Source organism: Streptomyces sp. NPDC060064 (assembly GCF_042736455.1).
Lineage (GTDB): Bacteria > Actinomycetota > Actinomycetes > Streptomycetales > Streptomycetaceae > Streptomyces.
This window is the reverse complement of the sequence record NZ_JBHWWF010000001.1, coordinates 391,993-407,111: the sequence shown is the minus strand read 5'-3', so window position 1 is coordinate 407,111 and position 15,119 is coordinate 391,993. Positions and strand designations below refer to the sequence as shown.

The window sequence follows — 15,119 nt, the reverse complement described above, 5'->3', positions numbered from 1 at the left end:
CTGTCGCCGCATGGCGCGCTGAACGGGGCTCACCACAAGGCCCCGACCACACTCCACGTCCGGGAGGGCACCCATGTCCCACTCCACGCAGCAGCCCCAGCACGACCCGCAGCAGCCGCCCGCTGCGGGCCCCTACGCCCCGGCCCCGCAGCAGCTGCGCAACGGGCTCGGCACGGCCGCGCTGGTGCTCGGGATCATCGGCACCATCTCCGGCCTGATCCCCTTCTTCTTCTGGCTGGCCGGCATCCTCGGCCTGATCGCCCTGATCCTGGGCCTGTCGGGCCGCGGCCGCGTCAAGCGCGGCGAGGCCGCCAACAAGAGCGTGACCACCACCGGCGCCATCCTCGGACTGGTTGCGCTGATCCTCTCGATCGTCGGCGCGGTGATCACGTTCAAGGCCGTGGGCGACGCGGTGGACGAGATCAACAAGGCCACCTCGGGCACCACGGCGTCGAAGGCGCCGGCCGCCGGGAAGGGCGACAAGGGCAAGGGCGGCACGGCCGACAAGGCCAAGAGCGACGACAAGACCGACACCCTCGCCGCGGGCGACACGTCCATCTACGACGACGACCTCAAGGTCACCGTCTCCGCACCCAAGGACTTCACCCCCAGCGGGTTCGCCGCCGGGCACACCAAGGGCCACAAGGCCTACGTGGTGACCGTCGTCATCGAGAACGCCGGCAAGGAGAAGTTCGACGCTGCCCTGCTGACCGCCGAGGCCCGCGCAGGCAAGGACGGCGTCAAGGCCGAGCAGATCTTCGACGAAGGGGTCGGCGACGGCTTCAGCGGCAAGATCCTGCCCGGAAAGAAGACCACGGTGAAGTACGCCTTCGACGCCCCGGCCGACGCCAAGATCCTCACGGTCGAGGTCAGCCCCGGCATCTCGTACGACGCCTCGCAGTGGGAGCTCAAGCTCTGACCCGCCGCCGCCCCTCGGGCGAAGAGGCCGCCTCCGGGGCGGCCTCTTCTCGTTCCCCCGGCACGTCCTGGTTCAGCCGCCGCACTGCGTGAGCATCGCCTTCTTGTCCGCCGCCGTCACCGGCAGCTCGTACTTGACCGCCACTTGCGCGACCCGTACCGCGTACGAGCAGCGGATCCGCTTGTTGGGGGGCAGCCAGGACGCCGGGCCCGAGTCGCTCTTCGAGCTGTTGGCGCTGCCCTCCACGGGCAGCAGGTTCAACGGGTCGTTGGCGAGCCGTTGCCGCTTCGCCTTGTCCCAGCGTGCCGCGCCCATCTGCCAGCCATAGGAGAGCGGGATGACATGGTCGATCTGGACCGCCGAGGCCTTCTGTTTCTTCCAGTCGATGACGGTGCCGGTGTACGGGTCGTTCAGCGTCATCGCGATGACCACGCAGTCGGATCCTGAGCGGTAGCGCAGCTCGCGGCCGTCGCGAGCGAGCAGGTCGTTCCTGGTGTCACAACCGTTCCGTGCCAGCGGAACACCGTCGGCCGAGTCCATCCAGGCGTAGCCGAAGCGGTCCCGGGCGTAACCGGTCTTCGGGCCCCGGCCTTTGGTGGACACCTTCCCTATCAGCCGACGGGCGGCCGCCCTGTCCTGCTCGGAGGTGAGAGGGGCGAGGCCCGGCTTCGTCCCCTCGGGGTTGGCGAGCGGGCTGGTGCCGACGCCCGAGCCTCCGGCGGAGGACGCGGATGCGGAGTCCGAGGGCTTGGCGTCCCCGGTGAGCCCGCCTCCCTCGCAGCCTGCGAGCAGTGTCCCTGCGACGACAGCCGTCAGTCCGCCTGCGAGCACGCGCGATATTCGAACCCCGAGTCTTTTCACGCTCGCACCCTACTCAAGTCCTGCACGAGGCAAGGCAGTTCGGGAGCGTTGTGGAGGGTATGTTCGCTATCCACCACTATGGAACGGTCCGCGGCGCGCTTCGACGCGCGGATGACGGAGGGGGCGCGTAGCGTCGAAAGCACCAAGTCTGCAATCCACCTGTCCGGAGGAGAGCAACAGCGATACGCACACAGAGATACACATCCGCACACCCACCGCCCGCGGAGCCGAGCCGGCCACCGCGGGCGGTGTGTCGTGCCGGATCCCGCGCCGCCAGGACCCCGTGCCGTCAGGACCCCGTACGGCAGCGGCCCGCACGGCAGCGGCCCCGCGTCGGCCCGCGGCCTCACACCTTGCCGATGCCCAGCGTGGTCACCCCGGGCAGCAGGCCCGTGCCCAGTACCTCGACCCAGAGCGGCCCGAGCAGCTCGACAAGGCGGTCGCGGTCCTCGTCCGCGAGAGCTGCCCAGGGCGCGGCGGCCAGTTCGTCCGTACGCCGCTCGACCTCGGCCCGCAGCTCCCGCCCGGCCTCGGTCGCCGCACCGTCCGCGTCCAACAGCCCGCGCGCCACGAGCCGTTCACGCGCCGCGCTCCACTCCTCCTCGCTCCAGCCGCGACTCGTGAAGGTCTCCACCGGGGCCGCACCGATGCCCGCGAAGGAGACCAGCGCCTCGACGGGGTCGAGACCGGCCGTCAGCAGTGCGGCGATATGGCCGTCCCCGCGGTGCTCACGCAGGATCGTCGCGGCCTGCCAGAGCACGAGATGCGGCGCGTCCGGCCAGGGCAGCTCGGCGTTGGCGGCGGCGAGGGGCCGCCCTTCGGTGTTCACGCCCTCAGCGGCCCGGCGGGCGAGGGCCGCGGCCTCCGCGAACTCGGGGCTGTCCACGTTGTCGCCGAAAATCGTGCGGTACGCCCGGTCGATCCCGCGCAACCGGGCGGCGAGCACCTTGTCCGGCGCGGCGACGTCCCACGCGGCGGGGACATGCTCGGCGACCATGCGCGGACTGAAGCCGTAGAACGCGGAAGCCACCTGCCGGGCCCCGGGCGAACCGAGCGGCGCGGACCGCAGCGCGAAGTAGCTCGGCCAGCGCTCGCCGGTCTCGTAGCCCAGCGCGGCGACCTCGTCGAACACCTCCGGCGCGTAGTAGAGCACAGCATGCAGGGGCTCCAGCAGATGCCACATCTGGCGGACCCGGCCCAGTTCCTCGGACATGTCTCCTCCTCGATCCCTTCTTATCTTGTCATCGACTAGATTGCTCGTCCGTCCCAAACTTGTCAATGCCTAGATTCCGCGTAGCCTGATCCCATGAGCGAGCGCACGTACCACCACGGAGATCTGCGGCGGGCCGTCCTCACCGCCGCCCTCGACGTCATCCGCACCGACGGCCCCTCGGCCCTGAGCCTGCGCGACCTGGCCCGCCGCGCGGGCGTCTCCCACGCGGCCCCCGCCCACCACTTCAAGGACCGCAGCGGCCTGCTCACGGCGATCGCGACGGAGGGGTACGACCTCCTGGCCGCCACCCTGGCCGACGCCCCCGACCTGCGCGAACGAGGCGTGCACTACGTCCGTTTCGCGGTCGGGCACCCCGCGCACTTCCAGGTGATGTTCCAGCCGGACCTCTACCGCCCCGACGACCCGGAACTCCTGGCCGCGAAGGCCAGGGCCACGGAGGAACTCCGCGCGGGAGTCGCGGACCGCACCCCCGCCGAGGACGCCGGCCTGATGGGCATCGCGGCCTGGTCGATCGCCCACGGCTTCGCCACGCTGCTGCTGAGCCACAACCTGGACCGGCCGGTGGGCGACCGCGACGCCGAGGAGGTCTTCCGCGCCCTGACCGGCGTGACCTTCAGGACCCAGCCGGCGGGTTCGAGGGTCGGCGATGACACGATGCAGGAATGACGACGACGCGTGAGAATGCAGAGTCCCGCGCCGCTGATCCCGAGCCTTGGTCATGCACGGGATCGATCCCCGGTGACCTTCTCTCGGCGAAGGCGTTGGTGTACGACCCGAGCGGGTTCAGATGCTCACAACCGGTGCCCGAGGCGGAGAGTGCCGCGTACGGAGCTCACGAATTCACTCTGGACGGCGCCTCCGTCAGGTTCCGTGCAGCCAGAACAACCCCGACGAAGGTCGGCCAATTCGTCACCGTTTGGAAGAGGTCCGCGGGCGGGCCGATCCAGCCCTTCGACGCCGGGGACCCCGTCGACCTCTTCGCCATCAGCACCCGTGACAGTCAGCATTTCGGACAGTTCGTCTTTCCGCGAGACGTGCTGTGCGAACAGGACGTCGTCTCAAGGAACGGTTCCGGCGGGAAGCGGGCGTTCCGCATCTACCCGCCGTGGGTGACGACGACCAATCGCCAAGCCCGCAGTTCGCAGGCGTGGCAGCTGAACTATTTCCTGCATATACCTGAGGACGGTCCGATCGACTCTGCCCGTGCCCAAGCGCTCTACCGCCCAGGACACCCGCTCCAGGGTGGCGCTGGGTCGAATTGACCCATGGGGACCGTCACGACCCCAGAATCGTCGTGAGGAACTCGCCCGTCCACCCCAGCAGTTCGCGCCCCACCACCGGCTTGCCGCCGATCTTGCCCGCCGTCGGGCGGGGCACCAGGATCTGGTGGACCGCCGGCTTGATCACCGTACGCGGATACAGACGCTTCAGCCGCAGCTCCTGCGACTCCCTCAACTCCACCGGCGCGAAGCGGATGTTCGAGCCCTGGAGCACGATCTCGCCGACCCCGCACGCCCGGGCCAGCATCCGCAGGCCCGCCACCAGGAGCAGGTTCTCGACCGGTTCCGGGAGCTTGCCGTAGCGGTCGGTGAGTTCGTCCCGGACCGCCTTGATGTCCTCCTCGGTGTTCGCCGAGGCGATCGCGCGGTACGCCTGCAGGCGCAGCCGCTCGCCCGGTGCGTAGTCGTGCGGGACATGCGCGTCGACCGGGAGCTCGATCTTGACCTCGAGCGGGGGCTCCTCCTCCACGCCACCGTCGACCGCGGCGCGGTAGTCCGCCACCGCCTCGCCCACCATGCGGATGTACAGGTCGAAGCCGACGCCCGCGATATGGCCGGACTGCTCGCCGCCCAGCAGATTGCCCGCGCCGCGGATCTCCAGGTCCTTCATCGCGACATACATTCCCGCGCCCATCTCGGTGTGCTGGGCGATCGTCGCAAGGCGTTCGTGGGCGGTCTCGGTGAGCGGCTTCTCCGGCGGGTAGAGGAAGTAGGCGTAACCGCGCTCGCGGCCCCGGCCCACGCGGCCGCGCAGCTGATGCAGCTGCGAGAGACCGAAGTTGTCGCCGCGCTCGACGATCAGAGTGTTCGCGTTGGAGATGTCGATACCGGACTCGACGATCGTCGTGGAGACAAGCACGTCGAACTTCTTCTCCCAGAAGTCCACCACCACCTGCTCGAGCGCCGACTCGGGCATCTGGCCGTGGGCGGTCGCGATACGGGCCTCGGGCACGATGTCACGCAGCCGGGCCGCCGCCCGGTCGATCGACTCCACGCGGTTGTGGATGTAGAAGACCTGGCCCTCACGCAGCAGTTCACGGCGGATCGCCGCGCCGAGCTGCTTCTCCTCATAAGGCCCCACGAAGGTGAGCACAGGGTGGCGCTCCTCCGGCGGGGTGGTGATCGTCGACATCTCGCGGATGCCGGTGACCGCCATCTCCAACGTACGGGGGATCGGTGTCGCGGACATCGTCAGTACGTCGACGTTGGCGCGCAGCTTCTTCAGCTGCTCCTTGTGCTCGACGCCGAAGCGCTGCTCCTCGTCGACGATGACCAGTCCCAGGTCCTTGAACTTGGTCTCGGCCGAGAACAGCCGGTGCGTGCCGATGACGATGTCGACCGTGCCGTCCCGCAGGCCCTCCAGCGCCGCCTTCGCCTCCGCGTCCGACTGGAAACGGCTCAACGGCCGTACATTCACCGGGAATTGGGAGTAGCGCTCGGAGAACGTGCCGAAGTGCTGCTGCACCAGCAGTGTCGTCGGCACCAGGACCGCGACCTGCTTGCCGTCCTGCACCGCCTTGAAGGCCGCCCGTACCGCGATCTCCGTCTTTCCGTAACCGACGTCGCCGCAGATCAGCCGGTCCATCGGGACCGTCTTCTCCATGTCCTCCTTGACCTCGGCGATCGTGGAGAGCTGGTCGGGCGTCTCCACATACGCGAAGGCGTCCTCCAGCTCCCGCTGCCACGGGGTGTCCGGACCGAAGGCGTGGCCGGGCGCCGCCATCCGCGCCGAGTAGAGCTTGATCAGGTCGGCGGCGATCTCCTTGACCGCCTTCTTCGCGCGCGCCTTGGTCTTCGTCCAGTCCGCGCCGCCGAGCCGGTGCAGGGTCGGGGCCTCGCCGCCGACGTACTTGGTGACCTGCTCCAGCTGGTCGGTGGGAATGTAGAGCCGGTCGCCGGGCTGGCCGCGCTTGGCCGGGGCGTACTCGACGAGCAGATACTCGCGGGTCGCGTTCTGCACGGTCCGCTGCACCATCTCGATGTAGCGGCCCACGCCGTGCTGCTCGTGAACGATGTAGTCGCCCGCCTCCAGAGTGAGCGGGTCGATCGTCTTGCGACGGCGGGTGGGCATCCGCTGGCCGTCCCTGCCGGCCGCCTTCTGGCCCGACAGGTCGGTCTCCGTCAGCACGGCGAGCTTGAGGCCCGGGTCGATGAAGCCGTAGTCGATCGAGCCGCACGACACATGGACGACGGACGGGGTGATCTCTCGGAGGTCGGCGTCGAGGCGGGCCGCGATGCCTTCGCCGCTCAGCACCTCGACGGTACGGGAGGCGGGGCCGTGCGCCTCCGTCACGTACGCCGCGCGCCAGCCGTCCGCCAGCCAGCCCTTGGTGTCGGCGAGCGCCCGCGCGGTGTCGCCGCGGTACGTCTCCGGGGCGTGCATCCCCAGCTTGAGGGTCTCGTCCGACAGCTCTTCGTCGGCCGCGAACGGCGAGACCGACCACCACATCATCCCGAGCTCGCGAGCCCGGTCCCGTACATCCGCGAGCCCCCACAGCGAGGCCGCGCCGACATCGATCGGGGCCTCGCCACCGCCGGCCGTCGCCGCCCAGGAGGCCTGCAGGAACTCCTGGCTGGTCGCCACCAGGTCCGCGGCCCGCGTCCGGACCCGCTCCGGGTCGCAGACCACGGCCATCGAGCCCTTGGGCAGGACATCGAGCAGCAGCTCCATCTCGTCGACGAGGACCGGCGCGAGGGACTCCATGCCCTCGACCGCGATGCCCTCGGCGATCTTGCCGAGCAGCTCACCCAGCTCCGGGTGCTGTTCGGCGAGGGCCGCGGCCCTTTCCCGTACGTCGTCGGTGAGCAGCAGCTCGCGGCAGGGCGGCGCCCACAGCCCGTGCTCCGCGACCTCGAGCGAACGCTGGTCCGCGATCTTGAAGTACCGGATCTCCTCGACGTCGTCGCCCCAGAACTCCACCCGCAGGGGGTGTTCCTCGGTCGGCGGGAAGACGTCCAGGATGCCGCCGCGGACCGCGAACTCGCCGCGCTTCTCGACCAGTTCGACCCGGGAGTACGCGGCGGCGGCCAGCGCCTCCGTGACCTCGCCGAGGTCGGCGGACTGCCCGGTGCGCAGGGCCACCGGCTCCAGGTCACCGAGCCCCTTGACCTGCGGCTGCAGTACGGAGCGGATGGGCGCGACCACGACCGACACCGGTCCGGTGGCCGGGTCGTCCTGCGTCGGGTGGGCCAGCCTGCGCAACACCGCGAGCCTGCGGCCCACGGTGTCGGAACGGGGCGAGAGCCGCTCGTGCGGCAAGGTCTCCCAGGAGGGGTATTCGGCGATGCCCTCCTCGGGCAGCAGCGAGCGCAGCGCGGCCGCCAGGTCCTCGGCCTCCCGCCCGGTCGCGGTGACGGCCAGCACCGGCCGCCCGGCCTCCCGGGCGAGCGCGGCCACCGCGAAGGGGCGCGCGGCAGGCGGGCCGACCAGGTCCACGTGCATACGGTGACCGTCCGCGGCAGCCTTCACCGCTTCGGCGAGCGCCGGGTCACGTACGACGGCATCGAGCAGACCGTGCAGGCTCATGAAGGGCTTCCATCCGGGGAGTGGGCAACGCGAACCGCCCGACACGTCGAACGGGCCGGGGTGCTTCCAGCGTACGACTGCCGACTGACAGCCGCGTCCGGAACCGTCGCGGCCCGATGCCCGCCGTACTGTCAACCGGATGGAGCGCCCGGCGCGTACAGGCAGTGAGATCTGTCCACGCACGGCAGCCGCGGGGCGGGGGCATGGAACAGCCCGGCCCCGGCGCACCGCAGAGGCGCACCGGGGCCGGAGTGATCAGCCGCCGAGGTGTCCGTGGACCCTCACTGCCTGGTAGTACTTATTGGCGACCCTTTTGCAGGCATTTCGCTGCGCAGTGGTGTAGGGACCCCATTGCTTATCGCATTGCCACTTCATGTCAGCAAGGAATGAATTATCGACACGCAGTCGATTCGCGCTGCTGAACGCATGCATCTTCTTGTAGTTGCGATAGCCGAAGTCGTGCCGCGCACAGGACTCCCAGAAATGGAAGCCGAGCGGGTCGTTCGTGACACCGGAGCAGCCGTCGGTCCGCCATACGAACCTGTACCTGTCGTGCGCCCTGTTCACGCGGGCGTTGAACCATTCGTCCTTCGCGTCCTTGCCGGTCAGGACACGGAGGCGCGCGAGCTTCTGTGCCGTGGTGACGGCGGCGACCTGCTGAACACGTGCCGTGGCCGCGGTGCCGGAGGCCGAGGAGCTCACTGTGGTCGCAGCGAGCGCCTGCGGGGCCGACGCAAGGGCGACGACGCCGGTCAGAACGACGCCCCCTAACGAGATTCCCAGCTTGTTCAATTTTTTCCCTTTCCCCGATTTCCTCGCGCCGGCGGGAATTCCTTTCCGTCGGCGTCGAGAAAACACTAGCGCTACGACGAGCACTCGGGGAGGGGCCTTTTCGGGCCCGATGATCACACCCTCAAGGCAACCTCAAATGAGACGACGGAGGCCGAGCCTCCGCACGCCCCCACGTGCCTGAATTTCCCACAATGCCCGTGTTTGCAGGCGTCACAAATACCGGAAGCAATGAAAGATCAGTAATTACGGACACCGGAGTGTGATCCGCGCCACCCACTTGAGTGAACTCCTTGGAGACCAGGGGGCGTTGACGGCATCGGGCCCCGGTGAACACCGAGGTGTCCACCGGGGCCCGCCCCCGTGCCGGGGCCGCTGCCCCTGCCCCTCCGCCGGCCGCTATTCGGAAGCGATGGCGTTCAGGACGTTCATCCGGCCGGCCCGGAAAGCCGGGACCAGTGCGGCGAACAGACCCACGAACGCCGAGCCGACAAACACCGTGGTGATCGTCGACCACGGGACATCCAGCACTCCCAGGCCCTCGAGCGCCAGCAGCTTCTGAGCCGCCGTGCCCCAGCCCATGCCGAGGCCGAGGCCCAGCAGGGCGCCGAAGAGGGCGATGACCACCGATTCCAGGCGGATCATCCGGCGCAGCTGGCGGCGCGAGAGGCCGATGGCTCGCATCAGGCCGATCTCCCGGGTCCGCTCGACCACCGACAGGGCCAGCGTGTTCACCACACCCAGCACCGCGACGATGATCGCGAGCGCCAGCAGGCCGTAGACGATGTTCAGCAGCTGGCCGACCTGGTCCTTCAGTTCCTGTTTGAAGTCGGTCTGGTTCTGCACCTTGTACTGCGGATACTTGGCGAGCGACGCCTTGAGCGCCGCGTACGCCTCCTTCTCCTTGCCGTCCTGCGCCGACGCGAACATGATCACGTTCTTCGGCATCCTGTCGGCGGGGACGTACTGCGCGGCGGTCGTGATGTTGGTGTACATCGCGCCCTTGTCGACGTTCGTGTCGTCGGAGGTGATCGCCGCGACCTTCAGCTCGGCGGTCCGGCCGTTCTTGAAGGCGACCTTGATCTTGTCGCCGACCTTGATGCCGTGGTCCTTGGCGTAGCGGTCGCCCACCGACATCGCGTCCTTGCCGTACGCCGCCGAGAGCTCGCCCGCGACCATCTCGCGGCGCAGATCCTGTGCGTACGTCGGGTCGGCGGCGATCAGGCCCTCGTCCTCCGTCCTGCCGTCCGGGGCGGTCAGCTTGACCGTGACCTCCTTGTACTCCGTGACATGGGAGATGTACCGGGACTTCTCCAGGGCCCGCTGCGCCTTCGGCACGATCGTCTGGTTGTCTTTGCCGGCCCGGACGATGAAGTCCGCGCCGACCGACTTGTCGAGCTCCTGCGTCGCCGAGGCGACCATCGAGGAACCCACCACCGACAGACACGCCACCAGGGCGAGGCCGATCATCAGGGCGGCGCCGGTGGCTCCCGTACGGCGCGGGTTGCGCAGCGCATTGCGCTCCGCGAGCCGCCCGACCGGGCCGAACATCCGCAGCACAACCGCGCTGAGCGCCCGCACCACGACACCGGCGAGCAGCGGGCCGATGACGACGAAGCCGATGAGCGAGAGGACCACGCCCAGGCCGAGGAACATCGAGCCCTCGCTCGCCTTGTCGGCCTGGGTGGCGACCAGCAGCGCTGCCGCGCCACCGCCCGTGAGGACCAGGCCGATCGCGGCCCGGATCCAACCCGCCTTGCCGTCGGCCGGCGTACCGGACTCGCGCAGGGCGGCCATCGGGGAGACCTTGCCGGCCCGGCGCGCCGGGACGTACGCGGCGACGACCGTGACGACAATGCCGAGCACGAGTCCGACGACCGGGGTCGTCCACTTCACGGTCAGGTCCCGGGTGGACAGCTCCATGCCCATGGAACCCATCAGCTTCATCAGCCCGACCGCCAGGCCCACGCCGGCGGCGACGCCCGCGATGGATCCGACGATGCCGAGCAGCAGCGCCTCGAGCAGTACGGAACGGTTGATCTGCTTACGGCTGGAGCCGATGGCCCGCATCAGGCCGATTTCGCGGGTCCGCTGGGCGACCAGCATCGAGAAGGTGTTGACGATCAGGAAGATGCCGACGAGGAGGGCGATCCCGGCGAAGCCGAGCATCGCGTACTTCATCACGTCGAGGAAGGAGCCGACGTCCTCGCGGCTCGAGTCGGCGGCTTCCTTCGCCGTCCGCAGCTTGTACGTGCCGTCCGGGGCCAGGGTCTTCGCGACGTTCTGCTTGAGCTGTTCGTCGCTGACGCCCGCCGCGGCGGTGACCGAGATCCCGGTGAACAGGCCTTCCCTGCCGAGCAGTTCACGCTGCGCGGTGGCGGTGTCGAAGGAGACGATGGCCGCGCCCGGGTTGGTGACCTTGAAGGCGGCGATGCCGGTGATCTTGGTGGTGAAGTCGCCGGTGACGGCGATGGTGCGCAGTTCGTCACCGAGCTTCAGGTGGTGCTTGTCGGCGGTGTCGGCGTCGACCATCACCTCGGTGGGGCCGCGCGGAGCGTGCCCGGAGGTGATCTCCATGGCCTTGAGGTCGTTGTCGGTCCAGTTGCCGGCGATCGTCGGGGCGCCGTTGCTGGGACCCATGTCCTTGTTCTCGGAGTTGACGACGGTCACGCTCGTGCTCGAGACCGAGCCCTCGGCGGACTTGGCGCCTTCGGCCTTCGCCACCTTGTCGACGAGCGAGGCGGGCAGCGACTCGGGCTTGCCGGTCTGCGGATTGTCGTTGCCGCCGGAGCCCTTGGGGCTGACCGTGACATCGGATGCGGTCGCGGCGAAGAGCTTGTCGAACGTCGCGTTCATCGTGTCGGTGAAGACGAGCGTCCCCGAAACAAAGGCCACCGACAGCAGCACCGCCACCGCCGAGAGCGCCATCCGCCCCTTGTGCGCGAAGAAGTTGCGCATCGAGGTCTTCCATACGGTCACGACGTCCGGTCCCCGCCGTCGAAGTCGGAGGTCTGGGGGTGTTTCCCAGAAAAGAGGCGCATACGATCCAGCACGGCGTCCGCGGTCGGCCGGAACATCTCGTCGACGATCCGGCCGTCGGCGAGGTAGAGGACCCGGTCCGCGTACGAGGCGGCCACCGGGTCGTGCGTGACCATCACGATGGTCTGGCCCAGCTCGTTCACCGAGCGGCGCAGGAAGCCCAGGACCTCGGCGCCCGCGCGGGAGTCGAGGTTTCCGGTCGGCTCGTCACCGAAGATGATCTCGGGGCGGGCGGCGAGCGCCCTGGCCACCGCGACGCGCTGCTGCTGGCCGCCGGAGAGCTGGGTGGGCCGGTGCTTGAGGCGGTCGGACAGGCCCACCGTCTCCACGACGCGGTTCAGCCACCCGGCGTCCGGCTTGCGGCCGGCAATGTCCATGGGGAGCGTGATGTTCTCCAGGGCGTTGAGCGTCGGCAGCAGATTGAATGCCTGGAAGATGAAGCCGATCCGGTCCCGGCGCAGCTGCGTGAGCTTCTTGTCCTTGAGCTTGGTGATCTCGGTCTCGTCGAGGTAGATCTCTCCCGAGGTGACCGTGTCGAGGCCGGCCAGGCAGTGCATCAGCGTCGACTTGCCGGAGCCCGACGGGCCCATGATCGCGGTGAACCGTCCGCGGGCTATGTCGACGTCGACCCGGTCGAGCGCGACGACGCGCGTCTCCCCCGAGCCGTACGCCTTGACGACCTGACGACCTCGCGCGGCAACGGCCGTACGCCCTCCGGTGTCCCCGTGCGGGGGAATGGTCACAGCCGTTGTCACGGTATGTCTCCTAAGTCGGTAATCAGTTGGCGTCGCCGCGTACGGTTCGAGTCTGTCGGCGGAAGCGGTCCGGCGCGCTGGTGCGCAGCGCAGTCTTGAACCGGGGGTTTTCCCCACCCCCCGGTGGTGCGGGCCTCAGCTGCGGCCGTAGGACCAAGCTAAGGAATCGAACCGCTCCTCCTCGTCGTCCCCCGGGACGAACGTCCCCTGGCCATCAATAAGGAGGAGCCCCTAGGGGCCCTCCGCCTCCGGGCGGACCCGCACCCGGTCAGCCTGCACCCTCCCCCTGCGTAAGGCTCAAGTGAGAAGGTGTCCCGGGAAATACGTGCAGGGGGAAAGGATCCTGGGGTGAGCGCGGAGGGAAGCACGGACGATCCGGAGGGCATAGGGACGAGGCCTGCGGCCGAAGCGGGGCGCGGGGGCCGCGCCCGAGCGGGGAGCACGACGCCCGCCGACGGCGTCCGGCGCGGGGCAGATGCCGCCCCGGGGAGCCGCGGCCCCGCCGCCGAGGCCAGGCCTGCGGCCGGCGACGCCCCCACAGCCGGGGCCACGGCGGCCCCTGGTGCCGCCACCGGGGCGGGAACCGACACCCGGCCCGCGGCCCGCACGAGACCTGCGCCCGAGGCCCCCGGCTCCGGCTCCGACGCCCCGCGCCGTGGGCCCGTCGTTGCCGCGCTCATGCTCGGGATGGCGCTCGCCGCGCTGGACGGGACCATCGTCTCCACCGTCGTCCCCCAAATCGTGGGCGACCTCGGCGGCTTCTCGGTCTTCTCCTGGCTCTTCTCGGGCTATCTGCTCGCCGTGACGGTGACCCTGCCGGCGTACGGGAAGCTCTCCGACACCTTCGGCCGCAAGCCCGTCCTGATCGCCGGCATCATCCTCTTCCTCCTCGGCTCAATACTGTGCGCCGCGGCGTGGAGCATGGCCGCGCTGATCGCCTTCCGGGTTGTGCAGGGACTGGGTGGCGGAGCCCTCCAGGGCACGGTGCAGACCATCGCCGCCGACCTCTACCCGCTCAAGGAACGCCCCAAGATCCAGGCGAAGTTGTCGACGGTGTGGGCGAGTGCGGCGGTGGCCGGGCCCGCGATCGGCGGCCTGCTGGCCTCGTACGCGCACTGGCGCTGGATCTTCCTGATCAACCTGCCCGTCGGCGCGGTCGCCCTGTGGCTGGTCGCCCGCCATCTGCGCGAACCGTCCCGTACGCGACCGGCCGCCCGCCCCCGGATCGACTGGCCCGGCGCCCTGGCCATCTTCGCCGCCGGAACCCTCATGCTCACCGCACTCGTCCAGGGCGGCATCGCCTGGCCCTGGCTCTCCGTACCCTCGCTCGCCCTGATCGGCGCAAGCGCGGTCTTCGTCGCCGTCACCGTCGTCATCGAACGCCGGGCCGCTGAGCCGATCATCCCGGGCTGGGTCTGGCGGCGGCGCACCATCGCCGCGGTGAACCTCGCCCTGGGAGCGCTGGGGCTCCTCATGGTCGCCCCCACGGTCTTCCTCCCCACCTACGCGCAGTCCGTCCTCGGCCTCGGCCCGATCGCCGCGGGCTTCGTGCTCTCCGTGATGACCCTGAGCTGGCCGGTCAGCGCCGCCCTGTCCAACCACGTCTACAACCGCATCGGCTTCCGGCAGACCGCGATCATCGGCATCTCCCTCGCCGGCTTGATCCTTGCCGCCTTCCCCCTCCTCCCCTACCCGGGCGAACCCTGGCAGCCGGCCCTGATCATGCTGCTGCTCGGCGCGGCGCTCGGCCTCTTCCAGCTCCCGCTGATCGTCGGCGTCCAGTCGACAGTGGGCTGGTCGGAACGCGGCACCACCACGGCCTCCGTCCTCTTCTGCCGCCAGGTCGGCCAGAGTATGGGCGCCGCGCTCTTCGGCGCCGTCGCCAACACGGTCCTCGCCGCCCGCCTGGACGGCACGGGCGACCTGGACTCGGTCGCGCACGCACTGGCCGATCCGTCCTCGCTGACGGCGGAGGCGTTGGACCACCTTCGGCGAGCGGTGGACGCGGCGGTGGACTACGTGTACGTGGGGGCGGCAGCTGCGGCCGGAGTGGCCCTGCTGGTCCTGGTGTTCGTCGCCCCGCGCCGCTTCCCGGTCATCGCCGACAAGCCGGAGGATTAGGCGGTGTGCGATCTTCGTGAAGGTCTCCCCGCTCGGGGCTTGCCCGATTGCCATCTGCTCATGCCCCCCGACTACGGTGGAGCGGTGCGAAGTCATGCACACCACAATGATCATGGCGGGGGCAGCGAATGGCATGGGACGAGTGGGAGCAGGCGAAGTCCGGTTCGGCGCAGACGCGGCTCAATCAGCTGCCCGCGGAGGGCGGCGGAGGCGGCGGCGGGAAGAGTGATCTGACCGTCAACGATGACGAGTTGGGCAAGCTCGGCGACATGGCGCGCGCTCTGCGTGAGCAGCTGTCGACCGACGGCGATCACGCCCGCGTGGCCACCTTCGAAGCCTCCAACGAGCTCTTCAACGGCGGCCTGGACATGGGCGGGGGCCTCCTCGAAGTGCACGACGCCTGGAGCACCAAGCTGGCCACCCTCAAGGAGGCCTGCGGGCACATCTCCAACCACCTCGACTATTCGCGCTCCACCCACGCGAAGCAGGAGAAAAAGATCGTTCTGGGAATGCAGGGCGCGGACGGCAAGACGATGTCCGTCTCGCGCATCTACGACCAGATCAAGTAACGACGAGGGCAGCGGGGAAACGGGTA

Annotated in this window: 11 protein-coding genes; 5 read left to right on the top strand and 6 right to left on the bottom strand. The window is 69.4% G+C overall.

The window, feature by feature from the left end:
- Positions 1-73: 73 nt before the first annotated feature.
- The gene (locus ACFWDI_RS01960) at positions 74-919 is read left to right on the top strand and encodes a DUF4352 domain-containing protein (protein WP_385300749.1); all 846 of its coding nucleotides are present in this window, start codon (positions 74-76) and stop codon (positions 917-919) included.
- Positions 920-991: 72 nt separating this feature from the next.
- Here the strand turns inward: ACFWDI_RS01960 and ACFWDI_RS01955 are convergent, their stop codons facing one another.
- Together ACFWDI_RS01955 and ACFWDI_RS01950 are read right to left on the bottom strand one after the other, a co-directional pair.
- Positions 992-1,750, bottom strand: a complete 759-nt coding sequence (locus tag ACFWDI_RS01955; protein WP_385300748.1) for an HNH endonuclease family protein — start codon at positions 1,748-1,750, stop codon at positions 992-994.
- A 376-nt stretch (positions 1,751-2,126) separates the two neighbouring features.
- Entirely contained in the window at positions 2,127-2,993 is an 867-nt protein-coding gene (locus ACFWDI_RS01950; protein WP_385300747.1) for a hypothetical protein, read from the bottom strand.
- 93 nt (positions 2,994-3,086) lie between these two features.
- On the opposite strand from ACFWDI_RS01950, the gene ACFWDI_RS01945 reads away from it, so the two are divergent.
- Both ACFWDI_RS01945 and ACFWDI_RS01940 read left to right on the top strand, forming a co-directional pair.
- Positions 3,087-3,680 carry a TetR/AcrR family transcriptional regulator gene (locus ACFWDI_RS01945; RefSeq protein WP_385300746.1) on the top strand — a complete coding sequence of 198 codons (594 nt, stop codon included), beginning with the start codon at positions 3,087-3,089 and terminating at the stop codon, positions 3,678-3,680.
- On the top strand, positions 3,677-4,276 hold the full coding sequence (locus tag ACFWDI_RS01940; RefSeq protein ID WP_385300745.1) for a MepB family protein: 600 nt from the start codon (positions 3,677-3,679) through the stop codon (positions 4,274-4,276). The genes ACFWDI_RS01945 and ACFWDI_RS01940 overlap by 4 nt, the downstream gene beginning before the upstream one ends.
- A 13-nt stretch (positions 4,277-4,289) precedes the next feature.
- Here the strand turns inward: ACFWDI_RS01940 and mfd are convergent, their stop codons facing one another.
- The 4 genes from mfd to ACFWDI_RS01920 all read right to left on the bottom strand — a co-directional run bounded on the left by mfd (position 4,290) and on the right by ACFWDI_RS01920 (position 12,403).
- Positions 4,290-7,820 carry a transcription-repair coupling factor gene (gene mfd / locus ACFWDI_RS01935; RefSeq protein WP_385300744.1) on the bottom strand — a complete coding sequence of 1,177 codons (3,531 nt, stop codon included), beginning with the start codon at positions 7,818-7,820 and terminating at the stop codon, positions 4,290-4,292.
- A gap of 255 nt (positions 7,821-8,075) precedes the next feature.
- Positions 8,076-8,612, bottom strand: coding sequence for a phospholipase (locus ACFWDI_RS01930; RefSeq protein ID WP_385300743.1), 537 nt, complete (start codon positions 8,610-8,612; stop codon positions 8,076-8,078).
- A gap of 396 nt (positions 8,613-9,008) precedes the next feature.
- The gene (locus ACFWDI_RS01925) at positions 9,009-11,588 is read right to left on the bottom strand and encodes an ABC transporter permease (protein ID WP_385300742.1); all 2,580 of its coding nucleotides are present in this window, start codon (positions 11,586-11,588) and stop codon (positions 9,009-9,011) included.
- On the bottom strand, positions 11,585-12,403 hold the full coding sequence (locus ACFWDI_RS01920) for an ABC transporter ATP-binding protein (RefSeq protein ID WP_385300741.1): 819 nt from the start codon (positions 12,401-12,403) through the stop codon (positions 11,585-11,587). The genes ACFWDI_RS01925 and ACFWDI_RS01920 overlap by 4 nt, the downstream gene beginning before the upstream one ends.
- 348 nt (positions 12,404-12,751) lie before the next feature.
- Between ACFWDI_RS01920 and ACFWDI_RS01915 the strand changes: the two genes are divergently transcribed.
- Entirely contained in the window at positions 12,752-14,524 is a 1,773-nt protein-coding gene (locus ACFWDI_RS01915; protein WP_385300740.1) for an MFS transporter, read from the top strand.
- 128 nt (positions 14,525-14,652) lie between these two features.
- Positions 14,653-15,093 (top strand): hypothetical protein, encoded by a 441-nt coding sequence (locus ACFWDI_RS01910; protein WP_385300739.1) that lies wholly within the window; start codon positions 14,653-14,655, stop codon positions 15,091-15,093.
- The last annotated feature ends 26 nt before the right edge of the window (positions 15,094-15,119 follow it).